At 61.4% G+C, this 19,041-nt stretch carries 17 protein-coding genes; 8 read left to right on the top strand and 9 right to left on the bottom strand.

Annotated elements, in window-relative coordinates:
* Nucleotides 1–7 precede the first annotated feature (7 nt).
* From NKJ04_RS02665 to NKJ04_RS02640, 6 genes are all read right to left on the bottom strand, one after another.
* Nucleotides 8–1,450 (bottom strand): GMC oxidoreductase, encoded by a 1,443-nt coding sequence (locus NKJ04_RS02665; protein WP_352612494.1) that lies wholly within the window; start codon nucleotides 1,448–1,450, stop codon nucleotides 8–10.
* Nucleotides 1,451–1,542: 92 nt separating this feature from the next.
* The gene (locus tag NKJ04_RS02660) at nucleotides 1,543–2,874 is read right to left on the bottom strand and encodes a UDP-glucose dehydrogenase family protein (RefSeq protein WP_127267657.1); all 1,332 of its coding nucleotides are present in this window, start codon (nucleotides 2,872–2,874) and stop codon (nucleotides 1,543–1,545) included.
* Nucleotides 2,875–2,941: 67 nt separating this feature from the next.
* Nucleotides 2,942–3,799, bottom strand: coding sequence for an endo-1,3-1,4-beta-glycanase ExoK (gene exoK / locus NKJ04_RS02655; RefSeq protein WP_352673350.1), 858 nt, complete (start codon nucleotides 3,797–3,799; stop codon nucleotides 2,942–2,944).
* A gap of 148 nt (nucleotides 3,800–3,947) precedes the next feature.
* Nucleotides 3,948–4,343 (bottom strand): hypothetical protein, encoded by a 396-nt coding sequence (locus tag NKJ04_RS02650; protein WP_352673348.1) that lies wholly within the window; start codon nucleotides 4,341–4,343, stop codon nucleotides 3,948–3,950.
* 289 nt (nucleotides 4,344–4,632) lie between these two features.
* On the bottom strand, nucleotides 4,633–5,655 hold the full coding sequence (locus NKJ04_RS02645) for a glycosyltransferase family 2 protein (RefSeq protein ID WP_023811589.1): 1,023 nt from the start codon (nucleotides 5,653–5,655) through the stop codon (nucleotides 4,633–4,635).
* A 95-nt stretch (nucleotides 5,656–5,750) separates the two neighbouring features.
* Nucleotides 5,751–6,881, bottom strand: coding sequence for a nucleotidyltransferase family protein (locus NKJ04_RS02640; protein ID WP_352673345.1), 1,131 nt, complete (start codon nucleotides 6,879–6,881; stop codon nucleotides 5,751–5,753).
* A 512-nt stretch (nucleotides 6,882–7,393) separates the two neighbouring features.
* Here NKJ04_RS02640 and NKJ04_RS02635 point away from each other — a divergent pair.
* From NKJ04_RS02635 to NKJ04_RS02610, 6 genes are all read left to right on the top strand, one after another.
* A complete protein-coding gene (locus NKJ04_RS02635) occupies nucleotides 7,394–7,546 on the top strand; it encodes a lasso peptide (protein WP_013891488.1) in 153 nt (50 codons plus the stop codon).
* A gap of 137 nt (nucleotides 7,547–7,683) precedes the next feature.
* Nucleotides 7,684–7,998 (top strand): PqqD family protein, encoded by a 315-nt coding sequence (locus NKJ04_RS02630; RefSeq protein ID WP_352673343.1) that lies wholly within the window; start codon nucleotides 7,684–7,686, stop codon nucleotides 7,996–7,998.
* Complete coding sequence (locus NKJ04_RS02625) at nucleotides 7,982–8,545, top strand: lasso peptide biosynthesis B2 protein (protein ID WP_352673340.1); 564 nt, start codon at nucleotides 7,982–7,984, stop codon at nucleotides 8,543–8,545. The genes NKJ04_RS02630 and NKJ04_RS02625 overlap by 17 nt, the downstream gene beginning before the upstream one ends.
* Nucleotides 8,542–10,464 carry a lasso peptide isopeptide bond-forming cyclase gene (locus NKJ04_RS02620; protein WP_352673337.1) on the top strand — a complete coding sequence of 641 codons (1,923 nt, stop codon included), beginning with the start codon at nucleotides 8,542–8,544 and terminating at the stop codon, nucleotides 10,462–10,464. The genes NKJ04_RS02625 and NKJ04_RS02620 overlap by 4 nt, the downstream gene beginning before the upstream one ends.
* Nucleotides 10,461–11,447, top strand: coding sequence for a phosphoenolpyruvate carboxykinase (ATP) (locus NKJ04_RS02615; RefSeq protein WP_352673335.1), 987 nt, complete (start codon nucleotides 10,461–10,463; stop codon nucleotides 11,445–11,447). The genes NKJ04_RS02620 and NKJ04_RS02615 overlap by 4 nt, the downstream gene beginning before the upstream one ends.
* An 8-nt stretch (nucleotides 11,448–11,455) precedes the next feature.
* On the top strand, nucleotides 11,456–13,300 hold the full coding sequence (locus NKJ04_RS02610) for an ABC transporter ATP-binding protein (protein ID WP_352673333.1): 1,845 nt from the start codon (nucleotides 11,456–11,458) through the stop codon (nucleotides 13,298–13,300).
* A gap of 97 nt (nucleotides 13,301–13,397) precedes the next feature.
* Here NKJ04_RS02610 and NKJ04_RS02605 read toward each other — a convergent pair whose 3' ends face one another.
* A complete protein-coding gene (locus tag NKJ04_RS02605) occupies nucleotides 13,398–13,673 on the bottom strand; it encodes an exopolysaccharide production repressor protein (protein WP_352673331.1) in 276 nt (91 codons plus the stop codon).
* Between the two features lie 601 nt (nucleotides 13,674–14,274).
* On the opposite strand from NKJ04_RS02605, the gene NKJ04_RS02600 reads away from it, so the two are divergent.
* Both NKJ04_RS02600 and NKJ04_RS02595 read left to right on the top strand, forming a co-directional pair.
* On the top strand, nucleotides 14,275–14,952 hold the full coding sequence (locus tag NKJ04_RS02600) for a sugar transferase (protein ID WP_023811581.1): 678 nt from the start codon (nucleotides 14,275–14,277) through the stop codon (nucleotides 14,950–14,952).
* Nucleotides 14,953–15,052: 100 nt separating this feature from the next.
* Complete coding sequence (locus NKJ04_RS02595) at nucleotides 15,053–16,318, top strand: polysaccharide biosynthesis/export family protein (RefSeq protein WP_164892842.1); 1,266 nt, start codon at nucleotides 15,053–15,055, stop codon at nucleotides 16,316–16,318.
* Between the two features lie 356 nt (nucleotides 16,319–16,674).
* Here the strand turns inward: NKJ04_RS02595 and NKJ04_RS02590 are convergent, their stop codons facing one another.
* Nucleotides 16,675–17,988, bottom strand: a complete 1,314-nt coding sequence (locus tag NKJ04_RS02590; RefSeq protein ID WP_023811579.1) for an O-antigen ligase family protein — start codon at nucleotides 17,986–17,988, stop codon at nucleotides 16,675–16,677.
* 201 nt (nucleotides 17,989–18,189) lie between these two features.
* Nucleotides 18,190–19,017 carry an SDR family NAD(P)-dependent oxidoreductase gene (locus tag NKJ04_RS02585; RefSeq protein ID WP_352673327.1) on the bottom strand — a complete coding sequence of 276 codons (828 nt, stop codon included), beginning with the start codon at nucleotides 19,015–19,017 and terminating at the stop codon, nucleotides 18,190–18,192.
* Between the last annotated feature and the right edge of the window lie 24 nt (nucleotides 19,018–19,041).

Raw genomic sequence — 19,041 nt, 5'->3', positions numbered from 1 at the left:
CCTCCTTTCACGCGATCCGGCTCGCCGCCCGCAAGGACAGCGCTGCCGCGGTCAGGCTCGGGTTGGCGCAGGAGCAGCTCGGATAGGTGCTGGTGCCGACGACGACCAGATTTCTGAGCTGGTGGTGGATCATGCCGCTGTCGATGACCGAATCGGCTGGGCCCGTACCCATCCTCAGCGTGCCCTGGACGTGCGATTCGCTCGGCCGGATGCCGCGATCGAAGAGCTTTTCGACCGGCAGCGGCGCCAGAAGGCCCGGCAATTTCTCCAGAGCGCGCGCCATGCCCTTCACCGCATAGTCCGATGGCGCCTTGAAGCTGACGAAGGCATTCTCATCCTCGTCAAGCGTGACGAAGTTCTCGGGATCGAGCAAGTCCTCGGTGACCACGACAAGCGGCAGCGCCTGGCGTAGCCGCCCTTTTTCGGCACGCATCCCATGCTGCCACCGGTTCTCGAAATAGACCAATGCCGCCGCATGCTCCGATCGGTGAGGACCATCATAGAGACCGAAATTCAGGCCTGTTGTGATGGTGCTGCCGTCGAAATTGTCGACGCCGTCTAGATAGACCTCGAAATTCCAGCCGTAGGATTCATGCAGGCCGCTGCCGACGAATTCGCCGCCCAGGCCGGATCGCAGCATGATCGCCGCGCTCTGGATGGCATTGGCGCCGAGAATGAAGAGATCGCCGCTGACCTGGTATTCCTTGCCGTCATGGCTGAACGTGACCGAACGGACAGCGCCGCCGACGTGATCGAGCCGGCGCACTTCCGCACCGAGGCAGACCGAAACGTCGGGATGCTCGAAGACGTGCATCAAGCCGTTGTTGACGGTGAATTTGGCGTCGACCGGACACAGCCAGCAACGCAGATTGGCACAGCATGAGGTGCGTTGCGATGTCGGCAGCCGCGCCCGCGCGGTTGGCATGACGAAGTGCTGGCCGGGCTGCGCCGCCTTCATCATCCTGTCCGGTGTCGACATGCGATGCGGCGGTTGCGGAAACGGCTTCGAGCGGGGCAGCATCGCCGCCATGTCGGGATCGCCGGAGATCGACATGATGTCTTCCGCGTCGCAATAGAACGGCTCGACGTCGTCATAGCTGATCGGCCAGTCATTGCCGATGCCGTAGGTGCTTTTCAGCCGGAAATCATTGGGATGAAATCTTGGCGTCTGCGCGAACCAGCAGTTCGTCCCGCCACCCAGTCCGATCGTGTAGTTCCACGGCTTGTTGGAATTGGTCTTGTAGGTCGTCTCGTCTTCGATGTCGGTGTTGACGTTCTGCTCGAGCTGCCATTCATGGGTGTTGTGGCGTCCCCACTCCAGCACCAGAATGCGCGCCTTTCGGCGCTTGGCGAACTCATGCAGGAAGAAGGCCGAACCGAAGCCGGAGCCGATCGCAACGAGATCGAAATGGTCCTTGGTGATTTGCCCCGGCTTTACGTCCAGCACCATCGGCTACAACTCCACACAGAAATACGCGCTCAGTCCCAGCGCCCGCAGGCCATGTGCGGACCGGTCTTGCATCCGTCTGCCAGGACCTGGTCTCATGCCGCCATTCTGCCGATCGAGTGATATTCGATGCCGTGGCGGGCGATGACCTTGGGGTCATAGAGGTTGCGGCCGTCGAAGATGACCGGCGTAATCAGCGCATCCTTCACCGCATCGAAGGAGGGCGCACGGAAGCTCTTCCATTCCGTGGCGATCAGCAGCGCATCGGCGCCGCGCAGCGCCGCCTCCTTGGTGCCGCACAGAAGCAGGTCGTCGCGCAGTCCGTAGATGGCCTGGCATTCCTGCATCGCCTCGGGATCATAAGCCTGCACATTGGCGCCGGCCTTCCAGAGCGCTTCCATCAGGACGCGCGCCGGCGCCTCACGCATGTCGTCGGTGTTGGGCTTGAAGGCCAAGCCCCAGAGCGCAAAGGTCTTGCCTTTGAGGTTGCCCTTGAAATAGCGGTCCACCTTGTCGAAGAGAACCGATTTCTGTGCGTTGTTGCGCTCCTCGACGGCGCGCAGCAGCTTGGCGTCGAACTTGACGCCTTCGGCGGTCTTGATCAGCGCCCGCACGTCCTTGGGGAAGCACGAGCCGCCATAACCCAGACCCGGATAGATGAAATGGTAGCCGATGCGGGGATCGCTGCCGATGCCCTTGCGGACCTCCTCGATGTCGGCGCCGAGCTGTTCGGCCAAATTGGCCATCTCGTTCATGAAGCTGATCTTGGTCGCCAGCATGCAGTTGGCGGCATATTTGGTGAATTCGGCGCTGCGCACGTCCATCACGATCATCTTCTCGTGGTTGCGGTTGAACGGCGCGTAGAGTTCGCGCATCACAGCCTCGGTGTCCTCGCTGTCGGTGCCGACGATGATGCGGTCCGGCTTCATGCAGTCGGCGACCGCGGACCCCTCCTTGAGGAACTCGGGATTCGAAGCGACATCGAAAGCCAGGTCCTCGCGGCCTCTTTTCTTCAACGTGTCGGCGATCCTAGCTTTCACCTTTTCGCAGGTGCCGACCGGCACCGTAGACTTGCCGACGACGATCTTGGGTTTGTCCATTTCGCGGCCGATGGTCTCGGCGACGGCCAGCACATATTTGAGGTCGGCCGAGCCGTCCTCGCCCGGCGGCGTGCCGACCGCGATCATCTGGATCTCGCCATGCCTGACCGCGGCGGCGGCATCGGTGGTGAACTTGATGCGGCCGGCAGCATGGTTTTCCTTAACGAGGTTTTCCAAACCGGGTTCGAAAATGGGAACCAGGCCCTGGTTGAGCCGCTCGACCTTGGCGGCGTCGATGTCGACGCACACGACCTGGTGCCCGACTTCGGCAAGGACCGCAGCCTGCACGAGGCCGACATAGCCAATTCCAAACACCGTCAAATTCATTCGGTTTCATTCCCATGCAAGGCAGCGGACCGTTTTCGGTCCCGCCGGTTCAAATCGACTTTCCCAACTACTTTACACTGCATGCCAGCGATTCCGGAAATTGACAGGGTTCGCCGAGCGCCGTGAAGGCAACCCGCTCGATCTGCAGGGAAAGCTTGCGGCCCGGATCCGCGAACGCTCCCATCCAACCCTTCATCGTATCGCTGCCCCAAAAACTGAAGAATATCTTCTGTGCATGGCTGGGCAGCTTCGCCGGGTCGGTAATCGTGTTCACCAGCTGGCCGTTGACGTACCATCGCAAGCTGTCCTTCTGCCAGACGAAGGCGTAGTCGTTGAAGGCGTTCTCCGTGCCGCCCGGCACGTCGACGAGCTTCTCGTTCTTGCCCTTGCCCGCGATATAGGCATTGACCTGCACCTTGGAGGTGTCCTTGGTCAGGACCTCGAAGTCGATCTCGTCCCAGGGCTGCTTGTCGCTGGGACCGATATAGGTGAAGAACGCCGCGTTGAGGCCGGAGCCGGTATCGGTCTTCAGCCGTGCCTCATAGGTGCCGTAGCCGAAGCGCTGCTTGGTCTGGATCTCGCCGCAGACGTAGTCGCGATCCTTCAACGTCTGCTTTTCGAAGCCGAGCGACAGCACATTATTCGACAGTCCGACCATGCCTTTCGACCAGGTGCAATTCTGATGGCTGCCGTTGTTCCAGCCGTCGGAAACATACCAGCGCGCACGATCGAAGCTTTTGAAATCATCGACGAAGGACGGCGATGTCGGAATGTCCTGGGCGTAGGAAGGGGTTGCCAGGAAACCAGCGAGAGCAGCCAGCAGCAAGGCACCGAGCGACCCCAGCCGCCGCCGGGCGGCTTGCCCGGCCCGATATGAGAGAGACGGTGCGTCAATTGCTGTCGTAGGTTTCGGATTCGAATTCATACCAAACTCACCTTTGCGCTGTGTGTCCCCAACCCAAAGTCGACATTCGAACCGCTCCTGAACGGGCCAACCTTGACCTCCCCTGTGACCCTCTCGATTGCTTCCCGCCCTGCATCAAATCTGTTGCAACAGTTCCGAGCCTTCACGTTCAACCTCTGCCTGCGCCTGCCGGCCAGGCGAATTCCGCCGCGGCGGCCGAATCGTCATTCTCGTCGAAGACCATATCCAGCGAATGACGGAGCTCTTTCATCATGCCGTCCTGGCGCGACAGCGCCGCGATGCGGCGCTCGCAATTCAGGATCGACTGTGTCAATGCGCTGACTTCCGAAGACCGCTTGTCGGAAGCTGAGCCGTTTTCCATGGCTTCGACCAGGAAGGCGGCGTTGGTCGACGTTGTCCGGTAGCGATTCTCAAGCCCGGTTCTCTCGGCCTCGATCTCGGCCGCAATCTGCTCGAACAGCTTTGCCAGACGATCAAGACGTGAAACATCGGCCTGCCGGTCGCGGGCCGGATCCCTTGATCTGAAACCGAATATCGAGGCCATGGACTCCGATTCCTGTCATCGCCGGCTTGTGGGCCGGGCTTCTGGCCGATCCCCGCAGCCGGGGCTCAAAAATTCGTGTTGCGTTGTCCTGCTCCTTTTGAGGGAGAGACATCAGACCAATCCGATCGGGGGCCAGTTCGGCTGGTCGTCCACTATGCTGCACCGCAACATAGACTGCCATCGTCGGAGCCGCGAGGCAACCACCCAATTCGTAAACTCATAAATCCGGCCGAAATGGTTTCCGTGATGACGTGCCGCGAGGACAAATTGCAAGCACCGGGGTCCGCTCTCAGCGTTCCTTGCCCATGCTGGTTCCGGCCATCAGAAAACGCCGCGGCGGGACATGTTTTTGGCTGGACATAAGGCCGACGCGACGAAACAGCGCCTCGAGCTTGTCGGAAGCCACGCCCTGGACGATGGGGACGAGGTTGGACAGGCTGGCGAAAGCGTAAGCCGCAGCCGATGCCAGCCCCCGCTCAGCCTTGACGTCAAGGAAATTGCGCAGCCGATATTTGTCGCGCACGTGCCGTTCATGCCGCCTTAGCACCGCCTTCGAGCCTTCTGGCAGACTGTCTATCGCCAGCAGCGCCAGATCCGCATCGGCCAAACGCTTCAGGTCCTGGGTCTTGTGGCGGCCGCTCAGAGAATCGGCGCGGACGACGGCGCCGTAGCCGCAGGAGCGAATGACCTTGAACCGTGCCCCGCATGCGACCGCGCGGGCGTAGAGTTCATAGTCCTCGCCCAGCCGCAGGCTCTCGTCGTAGCTCAACCCGTGGCGGTCGAGGAAGGCACGGCTGATCACCGGCTTCAAAAAGCCCAGTTCGCCCCTCTGCACGCGGCGCCTGGAGATGTTGCCTTCGACGAAGCGCTCGAAATCGAGGAATTCCGGATCGGCGGCAAATTGCGGCGCGACGATTTTCGTCGCGTCGCCCGTCGCATCATCCCTGATCAGCATGATGTTGTCGGCTGCGAAATCCCAATCGGCGCCGGCAAACAGGTTGCGAAACCGGCCTTCGAGGAAGAAATCGTCGGCATCAAGAATGCTGATGAACGGCGATTTCGAGCCGGCGATGGCTGCGTTGCGGGCAAAGGAGGGGCCGCGATTGACATCGAGGCGCATCACGGAGAGCCGCCCGCTGCCATCATCGGCGGATCGTGCGACATCGGCGGTGTGGTCGGTGGAGGCATCATCGACAACGACGACCTCCGCCACTTCCGGTTCGCGCAACGCGGATGCGATGGCGACGGCGATTGTCGCTGCGGCGTTTTTTGCCGCGATGATCACGCAGACCTCGGATTTCGTCATCGACATGGATTTGCCTCTCGTACAGGTAATATCGATTTGCCCTCGCCCCGTACTCCTTCGATGCCCTACAGAATTGCCATCAGCACCCGATTTGCCTTCATTCAGCGACTCCCCGGCCGCTCGAAGATACGGCGGCTGATATCGGCGGACGCCGCCCAGCCGGCTTCGGCCAGATAGCGGACCGGCGCGCGGCCGCACAGTTCCCACAGCACCGTTCGCCGCTGTGGCCACCGGAGCGACGGCAGCCACGGCGCGATGACCATGCTGAGCAGATCCTCATTGCCGATGCGCGACAGGATCCTGGTCGCGCGCTGCGACAGCAGCGTGCCAGCACCGCCGAGTAGCACATCGGCGGCGCGCAGGCCAAGCAGCAGCGTGTCGTCCAAACCTTGCACGGTTGCGGCATCGAGCAAACGCTGCTGATCCGCCTCGTCGAGCCGGCCGGCGCTGGCGCCGATATCACAGACGTAGCCCGCGCAGGGTTCCCGGTTGAAAAGTGCCTTGGCAACGCTGATGCAGGACAAAAGCAAAGTATCGGCAACCGAGGTGAACGGCACCGTCGCACCGGCGATTTCGACCTGTCGTTTGCGCCGCAGGAACCCGTCCGCGTCGCGCGGGCTTGGCGAGCCGGGCTGCTGGAGGCGGTAGTGGAGATCTACCGTGGACGACCTCGGCCCGTCGTCCCGGGTCATGTGCTGTTCGCCGAGGAAGCGGACCCACCAGACGGAGTTCGACTTGCCTGATACCTCATAACCGATCTTGCGAAGGGCATCACGCGCCCTGACAAATCCGAGCGGCGAAACCAGAATGTCGACATCGCCGGACGGCTTCATGAAATGGTCGTCGTAGAGAAGCTGCTGCTGGAACGGACCCTTCAGAAAAACAAAATCGATCTCGTTGGCGCGCAGCACATCATGGACCGCCATGGAATCCATGATGCAGGACGCGTTCATCGAAACCGTTCTCCTGCGGTAGGTGTCGAGCCATCGGAAAAGCTCAGGCGGCCTCTCAAGCGCGGGTGCGCGCGAAAGGGCCTTGAGGACAAAGGTGGCGACCTTGTTCAGCCTGGCGATGTCGGCAATTTTGGCACCGTCCAGATCACGCATCGAAATGTCGCCCGCGCCGGCGTGCGGCCCGGCAAAATAGAATCGCAGGCAGGCCTGCACGTAGGCCACCTCGTCGGCACAGCCGGCGGCGCGCAATCGTTCGTATGAGCCGTCAGGCAATGCCATTTAGCGCACAATCTCCAAAGAAAGCGGTTTGCGCGAACACTTATGCTGCATGTGCGAAGCAAACATCACCAAAAACCTCGGTGCCGTAAAGCCTTTCCTTTTGCAGTGCGAATTTTTGCAACCGAGCGCCTATCGAGATCGCGTCGGAAAGAAGTGAGAACCGCGGCTGAAATGTCCTTGTCAGGTCTTTTGCCGATCCCCGGCCGAATTTTCCAAACAGAAAATTCTTTCCATTAGCGACGCCTAAAAATAGGCACAAAGCAAACGACTTATGCAAGCAAAATCACATGCTTAAAGAATCAGCGCGGGCGCTGCCATCGTGCCCAAGGAATCGGCTAAAAAGTGACAAGTTTTAGGCATGGCCGCTCATGTCCTGACGCCAGCAACGTAATTGATTAACGGAAGGTAAAACAGTCTTGACTCATAAATGCTGCCGTGCAGCTATTGCATTGCAGCATAAAAGTGCTGACGGCACTCGACAGGCCGTTTCCAGTCCTAAATCGGAGAGTAAAATGGAACAGAATGTTGAAAAGCATGAATACGAGACACCAAGCCTGACGGTTCATGGTTCGATTGAGACCATCACCCAGGGTGGCGGCGGCAACACGGCGATCGACGCATCGTTCCCCGCGCACACGCCGATCGGCGACCTGACGTTCTCCTGAGACTTATAGCCGTTTCCAGAGTGACATTTTGGGACTCTGGATTCAAAAGCAGACGTAAGAGGGGTCGGGGGGCCAGCCTCCCGACTTCTCCTGCGCCAACCGGAGATGTCGAAGCGTTTTGTCAGTGAGGTGCGGGGATGAACTGGAAGCAATCCGACCATGATCTGGCCGACCACGATAGCGTGAGTGCGACCAAGGATGCCGTGGCTTGCGAGTTCGGCGATGGCTTGGCGCTGCTCAATCTCAAATCCAATGTCTACTACAGCCTGAATGGCGTCGGCGCCTTCATCTGGGATTTGATCCAGGAGCCCCGGTCGATCGGCGACATCCGCAGCGCCGTGCTTGCGCGCTATAATGTCGACCCGGTGCGCTGCCAGGCCGATGTCGACGCATTGCTGAAGGGCCTGGCCGAAAATGGGCTTGCGAGACGGCATCATGAGGCACTTGTCTAAGCCGACCCAGCACAAGGCGCTGGTTTCGCAGGCCATAGTTTCGCGGACCCTGGTTTCGCGGGCCACGGCTTTACGGCAGAAACCCGCGAGGGAAACAGGCCTCAAGCAGTCGAAGCGCGGCGGAAGCCGGCACGGGCTGGTCAGGATTTTCTCCCTGAGCGGCTCGGAAATGATCTTCCTTGGCCATTGCCTGCTGGTGGTGGCGACAGTTCGGCTGGGGCTGACCCTGCTGTCCTACAATCGTGTACGCAGCCTGGTGACGCGGCTCGACGCGCGGCAGTGCGCCTCGATGGGCGAACTGCGGCGTGTCGCCTGGGGTGTTGCCGCCGCGGCCCGTTTCGTCCCTTACGCTACGTGCCTGACCCAAGCGCTCTCCGGCCAGTATATTCTCGCCCGCCAAGGCAATGAATCGACGATACGCATCGGCATCGAACGTGGTACGGGCGAGCAGTTGAAAGCACATGCCTGGCTGGTCAGCGACAACCATATCGTGCTTGGCGGATCGATCGACGGCTTCGCCCATCTCGTCGACCACGGCAGCCGATGAGCGGCGTCGCCGGAATCCTGCTGCGCGGAGCACACGCACCAGCGGTCGCGGCGGCAGACATTCAGCAAATGCTGGCGCGCATGCGCCATCGCGGTCCCGACGGCGGTTCATGGTGGCTGGACACCAGCATCGCCCTTGGCCACGCCTGGCTCAACACATCGGATGAGGTCGGTCCAGGCCCTTTGACGATGGCTGGCGGCCGGCTCGCCATCACCGCCGATTGCCGGCTGGACAACCGTGACGAGTTGCTGGCCAGGCTCGGTATCCGCGACCAGTCGGTGGCCGACGCGATCGTGCTGATGCGGGCCTATCTACGCTGGGGCGAAGCTTGTCCGGAGCATCTGCAAGGCGATTTCGCGTTCGCCATCTGGGATGACGAGCGGCAATCGCTGTTTTGCGCGCGCGATCATTTTGGCGTCAAGCCGTTCTACTACCACGCGGCGGACCAGCGTTTTGCCTTTGCGTCCGAGATCGGGCCGATCCTGGGCGTCGAAGGTATCCGCGCGCGTGTCAGCGAGCGCCAGATCTCCGGTTTCCTGGCCGGGCTTCCCGACGACCCGCAGTCGACCCCCTACAGCGATATATTCAGCCTGCCGGCCCGCCACAGCCTGACCGTTACCGCGCAACAGGTGATGTTGCGTCGATACTGGCAGATCGAGCCGTCGGCGCGGCCCTTGCGGTCGGATGCATCGGAGGAATTCGCCCATCTGTTCTCGCAATCGGTGCGCAGCCGCATGCGAGGGACCTCGGCAGTCGGCGCAATGCTGAGCGGCGGCCTCGATTCCTCATCTATCGCCTGTGTCGCCGGCCTGCAGAATGCCGCTGCGCGCAGGCCGAAGCTGCCGACCTTCTCGCTGATTTTCGAGAGGGGCTCGCCGATGGACGAGCGGCCCTTCATCGATGCCGTTCTCGACCAGCAGAAGGTCGACGCGACGCTGATCCCGGTCGGCAACTATGCCCCATTCGCCGAATTCGAACGCGTGCTGGAAGAACAGGAAGGAACGTTCCTGGCGCCGGGCCTGACGCTCACCCGCGGTATCTACCGGACTGCCGGCGCCAAGGGCATCAAGGTGCTGCTGGACGGCCATGGCGGCGACGAGGTCGTTTCCCAAGGCCATGGTCACCTGCACGAGCTTGCGAATGGCGGCCGATGGATGGATCTGTGGCGCGAGGTCCGCAGCGCCTCCAATACCTATGGCGACAGCACGCTTGGCCTTTATCTCCAGTTCCTGACCCTCTACGGGCCGGCCTGGCGCATCGCCAAGCTGAGGCATCTGGCCAACCGTGCCCTGAACAGGATCCGCAAGCCCGCGCACGTGCAGCGCGCACGAAGCTGGCGCGACCTGATCAATCCGGACCTTGCCAAGCGCACCGAGCTTGTCGACCGGTTTCACCGGGCCGGCTATATGCCGCCCGGCGTTCAGGCCAGCGACGCCTTGAGCCATCGCTGGATCCTGTCGAACGGCTATGTCCCGCATGCTTTCGAGGTTCTCGACAAGGCCGCCGCCAATTTCGGCGTCGAGCCGCGATACCCATTCTGGGACAAGCCGCTGGTCGAGTTCTGCCTGGCATTGCCGGGCGAGGAGAAGCTGAGCCACGGCTTTGGTCGCTATGTGCTGCGTCGCGCCATGCAAGGCGTATTGCCGGAGGCGGTGCAGTGGCGGCGCGACAAGATCGACTTCACCGCCAATCTCGTCAACGGCATGCTGCGCAACCATCGCGACCTCCTGGAACAGCTGCTGGTCTCGGATGCGAACCGCATCGCGCCTTATGTCAATCTGCCGCAAGTGAGTGCTGCCTATGCGCGACTGCTGCGCCAGCCCGATCAGGCAGCCCCCCTGGATGTCCAGTATGTCTGGCGCTCGGCCTCGCTGTCGCTCTGGCTGCGGCAACTCCAGCACGGCGGGAGCCCCACGTGATGCCGCGCAACGAGCAACTCGCTCTATACAATGATGATGCCTTTTCACATGGCCGGGCCATGCGAGAACGCCGCTTCTACCGCGCCTATGGTCTGACCATCGCGTCGGAGGTGATGTTGCCCGAACTGCAGCCGGCGCCGCCGGGGGCGGCGGATCTCGTGATCGCTGTCGGCGCGATCGACCTGCCAAAGCCGGCGCCCGAAGCCGCGACCGACTTTCGCTTCGAGCCGGACCGGCAATATCTGGCTTGGCATGCTGTCGGTGCGTTCCTGATCAGCGATGACTGCCGCATCGACATAGAACCGGCACCCGGCGTCGACGATGCGCTGCTCGCGTTTCCGCTGCTCGGTCCGGTCATGGCGCTGCTCTTGCACCGGCGCGGCCTGCTTGTCCTGCATGCCAGTGCCATCGCCGCCGCCGGCACGAGCGCCATCTTCATGGGTGACAAGGGAGCCGGCAAGTCGACGACGGCAAGCGCGATGATCCGGGCCGGGCATCGACTGCTTACCGATGACGTGGTGGCGCTGGACCTTGCCAATCCGAGTGAGCCAATGACCGTTCCGGGCTTTCCGCAGATCAAGCTGGCGGCCGACGCCGCTGCGGCGATCTCGCTCGGGGGAGCGGAAGTGCGGCCGCAAGTGCATCCGGCGATCGACAAAATGCAGCATCGCCTGAACGGTGACTTTTCGGGCGACAAGGTGCCGGCGACCAGGATCTATATCCTCGAGCGCGGCGAAAGGGCTGACATCACGCCCTTGCCCGCCATTACCGCCCTGCCGGCCATCATCAAATTCTCCTATGTGACGCGCTTCGGCCGTGCGGCGCTGCCCGACGACTTCGCGGCGGAGCATCTTCAGCAATGTTCATGGATTGCTAACCATATCGGCGTGTACCGGCTGGAAGTCCCGACGGGCCTGGACAGGATCGGCGAAGCCGTGGAGCTGATCGAAAAGGATCTGTCGGCTGGCAGCCGGCGGCCGTGAGCGCAACCATGTCGAAGCCTCCAATCCTTCGCCTGTCGCTGTTTCGAGAAATTGCCGCATTCGGCGCCGCCATTGCCCGGATCGGCGGCCGGCGAACATGGACGGCGCTGTTCTTCCTCATCCTCGGCAGCCTGACCGAGGGCATCTCCATCCTGCTGCTCATCCCGCTGCTGCATCTGGTCGGACGCGCCGACCAGGATTTCGCTGTTCGGCTGCCCAACAATGATTTCGTGCGCTGGCTGGTGCCTGACGGCACGCTGCAACTGACGACCGTGCTTTGCGCGCTGGTCGGGCTTGTTGCAGCGCAGGCGGCGTTCAATCGCTTCAAGTCGGTCTACATGGCCAAATTGCTGTTCGATTTCGTCAACCGCGTTCGCATGAACCTGTTCGAAAGCATCGGCAAGGCGCGCTGGGGCGTTTTCACACGCATGCGCAGTTCCGATCTCGATCATGCCCTGACCGGCGACATCGACCGCGTCCAGGGCGCGGCTTTCGCACTGCTGATGCTGGTGCAGATCGCCGTTCTTCTGGCCGGCTATCTCCTGGTTTCCGTGTTCATCTCACCGGTCATGACGCTGTTTGCCGTCGTCATCGGCGTCCTGATGTTCGTGGCGCTGCGGCCCTTCCGGGCACGGGCCACTGCCTTCGGCCGTGTGCTGACTGCCAATCGCCAGGATCAGTACCGGACGGTTTCGGAATTTCTCGGCGGCATCAAGGTGGCCAAGAGCCTGAATGTCGAGGACAGCTATTTCGCGCAGCTGCGGTCGACGCTTGAAAGGATGAAGGCCGACAATATCGACTATGTGCGCAACAGCACCATCGGCACCGCGGTATTCCAGGTGGCGAGCGTGGTGGGCCTGAGCCTGTTCATCTATGTGGCTTTGGTCCGCTTCAACCTGTCGCTGGCCGAGATCGTCGTCCTGCTCCTGGTCTTCATGCGCATCGCGCCGCGCTTCATGGACATGCAGACGCAAGCCCAGCAAGTGCTGATCAACCTGCCCGCCTTTACGGCAATGCGCAGCCTGCAGGCACGTTTCGACGCCGAACGCGAACCAGGCCATACCGAGTTCGCCGACGCCGGGACACTCTCCCTCAATACGGGATTGAATATTCGCGGTGTCTCCTTCGCCTACGGAGATGCTGGCGCCAAGATGGTGGTGAGCGGCATCACCTTCGGCCTGCCGGCCGGCAAGGTCACCGCCCTGATCGGCCCGTCCGGATCGGGCAAGAGCACGATCGCCGATATGCTGCTTGGCCTGCTGGAGCCTACCACCGGCATGATGCTTGTCGACGGCGTCGAGATCGATGCCAGCAATCGCCGTCGCTGGCGCGACCAGGTGGCCTATGTGCCGCAGGACGTGTTCCTCCTGCACGACACGATCGCGGCGAACCTGCGCCTTGCCGCGCCACGGGCCAGCGATGGCGACCTGTGGGCCGCGCTGCATCAGGCCCACGCCGGCGAGTTTGTCGAACGGCTCGACCTCAGGCTCGAGACGGTGGTCGGCGATCGCGGCGTGCGGCTCTCGGGCGGCGAACGCCAGCGCATCGCGCTCGCACGCGCGCTGCTGCGCAAGCCGTCGCTGCTCATCCTGGACGAGGCGACCAGCGCGCTCGACTGGCAGAACCAGTCGCTGATCGCCAGGTCGATCGACGGATTGCGCGGCACGATGACGATCCTGACCATCGCACACCGGCCTTCGATGATCGCCTTCGCCGACTGGGTGGTGGCGATGGAAAACGGCCGTATCGTCGAGGTCGGCCAATATCAGCGGCTGAAGGAAAAAACCGGCAGCCGGTTGTCGAGGATGCTGTCGGGGGAACAGTCAGAGAGCGAACCCGCCGATGTCGCGTGAGCCGGCGACCAAGACGCGCCGAAACGGATTCACGCGGCGCCTAGTCTCTTGTTTCGAAGCATGCCTCCAAACCGGGGGCAGGTTTGAGCAATCTGCATCAATGCAGGCCGCGCCTGGCACCGCCCAGCTTCTCGCTTTCGGCGACCTCTGGTGCGTTCAGTTTGCGCTCGGCGTCACGGGCTATGTCGGCAGGCGTCGGGGCGCTCCTGGCGATCATGGTGAAGATGAGCACGAAATAGCCGGCCTGAATGATCACGGCGCAGATGATGACGCGCACCAATATCGTGCCTATCGACGCACCGCCCAGCCAGGACCAGCCGACGACGATCGCCAGAGCGAAAATCATCCCGAGGATGAATTTTGGAAGTGCCATGCCCAACAGCCCATAAACCGGCTCGGGTATTTATCACGATTGCCCCACCCGAGCGCCGTCCCTTGTCATGTGGGCTTGTTAAGGTCGCCCACTCTCGACCGGTTGCTTCCGGCCTTTTCCACCTGTCGTCACCGTGACAGGTATAATTTGCAATTCTATTAAGGCGAGCAATAGGCGGCAAGGGCAACTTCGGATATTTTTGATCGAGCTTTTGCGATCGACTCTGCCATGCTGCAATGCACGCAACGGGAGCTAAGCCGATCTCCTCTCCTCGGCATTTTCAGTAAGATAGACAATATTAAGTAGTATTTTATACGGTTTTCACCATGCATCAGGGCAGGATAAAGCACTAGTTTGCAGCTTGCCTTGGCAGATAGGTAGGTCTGCCTAAAAACGGCCCCACAAAGGACTCTATTTTTTCGGCCGTGCCCATTTATTGTCACAAATGTGCTAAATACGCCGAAATTTGTGCATAACAAGCTTATTATTTAGTCAATTCATGACGTGACTATTTCAATGGGGTGGTAAATTGTGTGTTGCGCTGCAACATTTTTTTGGTATCGTGCGCTGAACCATTCGTTCAACGCATGGAGTTTACGGCATGAGGGACGTTGCCAAGTCGGCCACGGCGAGCTTTTCGCAGGCTGACATCGATTTTCCGCCACCGATCGGCGGCTTGCTCAAACGCAGCTTCGATATCGCCGGTTCACTGATTGGATTGATCGCACTCAGCCCGCTGTTTGTCATGATAGCGCTGCTGGTCAAGTTTTCCGACGGCGGCTCGATTTTCTACGGTCACAGGCGAATTGGACGCGGCGGGCGGATTTTTCCTTGCCTGAAGTTCCGCACCATGGTTCCGGACGGCGACAGGGTATTGGCAACCTATCTCGCCACCAACCCGGACGCCAACGCGGAATGGATCGCCACCCGCAAGCTGAAGAACGATCCGCGCGTTACCCGTGTCGGAGCAGTGCTGAGGAAACTCAGCCTCGACGAGCTGCCGCAGATCATCAACATCCTGCAGGGCGACATGAGCCTTGTCGGCCCTCGTCCGGTCGTGCGCGACGAGCTGGAGATCTATGGCACGTCCGCCGTCTATTACCTGAAATCCCGCCCGGGCCTGACTGGCCTGTGGCAAGTCAGCGGCCGCAACGATGTGTCCTATGACAGCCGCGTCGCCTTCGATCGCCACTATGTCGAGAACTGGTCGCTGTTCGAGGACGTTCGCATCATCATCAAGACCGTCCCGGCCGTCTGGATGTCGCGCGGTTCTTACTGACCGGCCGGTGGCCAATGCCAGACATTGGCATCGGCCATTCGACGCAAGCTCATCGGGCGATGGGGCTATAGCGGATCGGAACGTTGAGTTGAAAACAGATTTGTTCGAAGCCTTTCGCAGCGGCCCGGATTCCGGCCGGCTGCGGCGGGCGCGTTTGCTGGCCACATGCCTTGCCATGGCGCTCGTCGTCCCGCATATCGCCGCCGCCGGCGACTATCGCCTCGGCTCGCAAGACAAGCTCACCATCCGCGTCGCCGAATGGCAGACCGTCGAAGGCACATTTCGTGACTGGTCGGCGGTGAATGGCGAGTACACGGTCGGTCCATCCGGTACGCTGTCGGTGCCGTTCGCCGGCGAGTTGCCGGCATCCGGCAAGACCACGTCCGAAATCGCGGCGGCGATCGGCGAGGCTTTGCAGAAAAAGCTCGCTTTGTCAGACCGACCGGAAGCCTCGGTCGAGATGGCGCAGTTCAGGCCATTCTACATTTCGGGCGAAGTCCAGAACCCAGGTCAATTTCCTTATGTCCCAGACCTGACGGTGTTGAAGGCGATCAGCGTCGCGGGCGGCATCAGGCGCAACGCCGATTACGGCCCCCAGCTCGGCAAGGACCTTGTCACCGCCAAGGGCATGTTCGACATCTCCGACGACCAGCGCATTCGACTGATCGTCAGGCGCGCCCGCATCGATGCGGACATGGCCGGCAAGGCGAGTTTCGACGTGCCTAAGGAAGTCGAGGGCGATCCAAGGCTGCCAGCCATCGTCGCGGACGAGATGACGATCCTGACGGCCGACCAAAAGGCGCTGAAGCTGAAACTCGAGGCGCTCGACGATCTGAAAGGTGTCTTGGAGTCCGAGATCGAATCGCTGCAGAAGAAGATCGTCAATCAGCAGCAGCAGGTCGACCTGGCGCAGCAGCAACTCGCCAGCATCGGTCCGCTGGCGCAAAAGGGCCTGATCGCCAATGCCCGTCTGCTGGATTCGCGCCAGTCCGTGGCCGACCTGCAGGGCAAGATCCTGGACTACGAAACCGCCATCCTCACCGCCAAGCAGGCGATCAGCAAGGCGAAGCAGGATGCTATCGATGCCCAGAACACCTTGAGTTCAAGTCTCGCCACTGACCGGCAGCAGACCGAAGCCGACCTGAACGAGGCCGCGTTGAAGGTGAACATGCAGAAAGGCCTGATAGCCCAGGCCAGCGATCCCGCGATGGCGGCCGCTATAACAAACGATCAGCAACCTACCCTGCTCTATTCACTGGTGCGCAATCTCGATGGCAAGACCACCGAGATAGCCGCCAAGGAAGAAACCCCGGTGCTGCCTGGCGATGTGATCAAGGTCAAGCTGGCGCCGCTGGCCAGCCAGTAGACTTGCTAAGCGCTGAGCGGTTCATCATTTGACAGAAATGCAGAACCGCTTCATACGCTCGTCGCCTTCTGTGAGCGGATGGTCCGCGGATATTCGCATTTGCACGTTCTGAGATTGGTTTTCGCGGCGCCGTAACTGGAAGTGCCGGCCGGACGCCCTGGCGCTTCTGGAGCACGGCTTTTGGACAGTAACAGCTGCGCGCCGGACGTCCTGGTCGCTCGGAGCACGCGAGTCTGACAATCCAGCGTTTCAGTCTATTTCGCGGAGGCATGGATTTCCCGCCTCGCGCCCGGCCTGCTTGAGCCTTCGATCAGGGGAATTTGTATTGACGCGACTTCAGGTCCCGAGACGATAGCTCACGCCTGATCGGCGACCGCCGGACGGCGGGCATGCCGAGGCCAGTCAGCCTCGCCCCCGGCCGCGTCAGCCGGCTCGGGACGCGGCGACCGCCGCCTGCGGGTAACGGGCAGCCGCGCCAGCTTGAAGAAGCTGAAATACATCAGGAAAGAACCCATGATGTAGGGGTTGAGAATCTCGACCTCGACGAAGGAGCGGATCAGCAACAGCACCATCACGCCGAAAAGGATCACCGAGTCCGCCTGCCATGCCTTGAAGATCACCGCCGAGACGTGGCCGTAGAGCGTGCGCAGCATGATCAGCGACACCAGCGTCGCTCCGACGAAGCCGAGTTCGACGAGGGCCTCGATGTAGGTGTTGTGGAAGTGAAAGCCGGTGCGGGTGGTGATGTAGAATTCGTTCCACAGCCGCTCGGCTTCAGCGAAGCCCTGCACCCAATAGGCGGCATAGCCGACGCCGAGAATCGGCGATTTCTGCACCGTGTTCCAGCCTTGTTCCCAAAGATAGGTTCGCCCGGTGAGCGTCGAATCCTTGCCGAAGAGGCCGAGGACGAAGTCCATCAGCCCGAGATTCAAGGCGACGAAGGCCGTCACGACCAGCAGGCCGGCGCCGATCAGGAAGATGACCCGGCGATAGCGGCGTGACAGAAGTTTGCTCATCGCAAGAAGCGCCACCAGCGCCAGAACCGCGGGTATCGAGGCCATCGAGGTGGCGGAATGCGAGGCGACCAGTACATAGGCCGACAGCAGCACGACGGGCACCGCCAGTATGAAGCTCAGCCGGCCGCGTCTGTAGAATGCAAGGAAGACAACGCAGAAATAGATGCCAAGCGAGCCGACAAAGCCGATCTGATTCTTGGAGGCGAAGGCGCCGACGAAGTTCACGGTGCCGTCGAGGACATCCTCGGAATAATTCCCGACCTTCACAGAATAGAGAAGGACGACGAATATCCCGACCAGCGCCCCTATGGTCAACGTGCGCACGCTGACGGTGCGCGCAGCTATGTAGGCGCAGGCAATATGGGAAAAATACTGGACCGACGTCCTTGCGGTGACGCCGGGAGCCTGCGACCAGAAAACCGAGAAGCAGACATAGGCCGCAAACAGCAGCGGCAGCCAGGCGCTGGACAGATGTCGCAAAAACCGCCGGTAGTCGACCAGGATGAGCGGAAGCCAGACCGCATAGTAGGCCAGGATCAGCACCTGGCCGAAAATGACCGAATAGGAAAACGCCCAGATCGAGACGACTACGGCAAAGGCGCCATAGACCGAATTCTTCTCGGGATCGATCAGCAGGGACTTTGGAATCTTCATCTCAGAGTCTCGCCGACACGACCCAGGGCCGGCAAGCCATGAGCCGGCCGGAATCTTCGCAAATATGGGCGTGCAATAAACGGCGTCTCCATTGTGCAGTGCAATATAACCTATTGCGCCCGGCGCTCAATGGCAAATCCGGTCACCTTGTCTTACAGCGAGGCATCTGCGGAGAGATCAGCTGGTTGCGCGTCCGAGACGCTACCAAAGCGCTCCGCCGGTGATCTGGATGTTCTCCATGGTGATGCCCTTGGCGAGATCCGAGCACAGGAATACCGCCAGAGCCGCAATCTCCTGCGGCTGCAGCATGCGCTGCTGCGGGTTGCCTTTGGCGATCTCGGCCCTCGCTTCCTCAGCGGTGCGCCCCTTGCCTTCGCGCTCGACGACCTGCGCCACATTGCGGCGCATCAGTTCGGTCTCGACCCAGGTCGGGCTGATCATGACACAGGTGACGCCATGCGCTGCCCCTTCCAGCGCCACGCAGCGTGTGAGGCCGAGCAGGCCGGCCTTGGACGCGCAGTAGGCTGGGTTGTCCTTCCAGCCGACCGAGGCGGCGGTTGAGCCGATATTGACGATGCGGCCCCAGCCGCGCTCAATCATGCCCGGCAGCACGGCGCGGGTGGCACGGAAGGCGCCGGTCAGGTTGGTGTCGACGATCTTGTCCCACAGCGCGTCGGAATGGCCGCAGACCGGCTGCTCGGCGGTGGTGCCGGCAGCGTTGACCAGAATGTCGGCCGGCCCGATGGCCGCTTCGGCTTCCGCAACAAAACGGTTGGTGACGTCGCTGTCGCGGACGTCGAGATGGGCGGCGTGGACCCTGGTGCAGTGGGCGGCGAGAGCCGTACGCACCCGCTCGATCTCGTCCGCGCCTGGATAGTAGGCGGCATCGGACCTGTCAGAGCTGGCCGGCGCGATGTAGGAGCCGACGGCGACATTGGCGCCGGCTTCAGCCAAAGCCGTGGCAATGGCAAAGCCCATGCCCGAGAACCCACCGGTAACGATGGCGCTACGGCCGGAAAGGTTTGTCATGGCGCACGGTCTCCACTTCGTTCC

Origin of the sequence: Mesorhizobium sp. M0618, assembly GCF_040320765.1 — a bacterium.
Classification (GTDB): Bacteria; Pseudomonadota; Alphaproteobacteria; order Rhizobiales; family Rhizobiaceae; genus Mesorhizobium.
This window is presented reverse-complemented; position numbering and strand designations above follow the sequence as displayed.

What these genes read in the sequence shown, in the direction of transcription:
- NKJ04_RS02630 (WP_352673343.1), top strand. Translation starts at nt 7,684, where the DNA reads ATGAACTGGAAGCAATCCGACCATGATCTGGCCGACCACGATAGCGTG.
- exoK (WP_352673350.1), bottom strand. Translation starts at nt 3,799, where the DNA reads ATGAATTCGAATCCGAAACCTACGACAGCAATTGACGCACCGTCTCTC.
- NKJ04_RS02605 (WP_352673331.1), bottom strand. Translation starts at nt 13,673, where the DNA reads ATGGCACTTCCAAAATTCATCCTCGGGATGATTTTCGCTCTGGCGATC.
- NKJ04_RS02625 (WP_352673340.1), top strand. Translation starts at nt 7,982, where the DNA reads ATGAGGCACTTGTCTAAGCCGACCCAGCACAAGGCGCTGGTTTCGCAG.
- NKJ04_RS02620 (WP_352673337.1), top strand. Translation starts at nt 8,542, where the DNA reads ATGAGCGGCGTCGCCGGAATCCTGCTGCGCGGAGCACACGCACCAGCG.
- NKJ04_RS02600 (WP_023811581.1), top strand. Translation starts at nt 14,275, where the DNA reads ATGAGGGACGTTGCCAAGTCGGCCACGGCGAGCTTTTCGCAGGCTGAC.
- NKJ04_RS02635 (WP_013891488.1), top strand. Translation starts at nt 7,394, where the DNA reads ATGGAACAGAATGTTGAAAAGCATGAATACGAGACACCAAGCCTGACG.
- NKJ04_RS02590 (WP_023811579.1), bottom strand. Translation starts at nt 17,988, where the DNA reads ATGAAGATTCCAAAGTCCCTGCTGATCGATCCCGAGAAGAATTCGGTC.
- NKJ04_RS02665 (WP_352612494.1), bottom strand. Translation starts at nt 1,450, where the DNA reads ATGGTGCTGGACGTAAAGCCGGGGCAAATCACCAAGGACCATTTCGAT.
- NKJ04_RS02640 (WP_352673345.1), bottom strand. Translation starts at nt 6,881, where the DNA reads ATGGCATTGCCTGACGGCTCATACGAACGATTGCGCGCCGCCGGCTGT.
- NKJ04_RS02660 (WP_127267657.1), bottom strand. Translation starts at nt 2,874, where the DNA reads ATGAATTTGACGGTGTTTGGAATTGGCTATGTCGGCCTCGTGCAGGCT.
- NKJ04_RS02645 (WP_023811589.1), bottom strand. Translation starts at nt 5,655, where the DNA reads ATGTCGATGACGAAATCCGAGGTCTGCGTGATCATCGCGGCAAAAAAC.
- NKJ04_RS02650 (WP_352673348.1), bottom strand. Translation starts at nt 4,343, where the DNA reads ATGGCCTCGATATTCGGTTTCAGATCAAGGGATCCGGCCCGCGACCGG.
- NKJ04_RS02610 (WP_352673333.1), top strand. Translation starts at nt 11,456, where the DNA reads ATGTCGAAGCCTCCAATCCTTCGCCTGTCGCTGTTTCGAGAAATTGCC.
- NKJ04_RS02585 (WP_352673327.1), bottom strand. Translation starts at nt 19,017, where the DNA reads ATGACAAACCTTTCCGGCCGTAGCGCCATCGTTACCGGTGGGTTCTCG.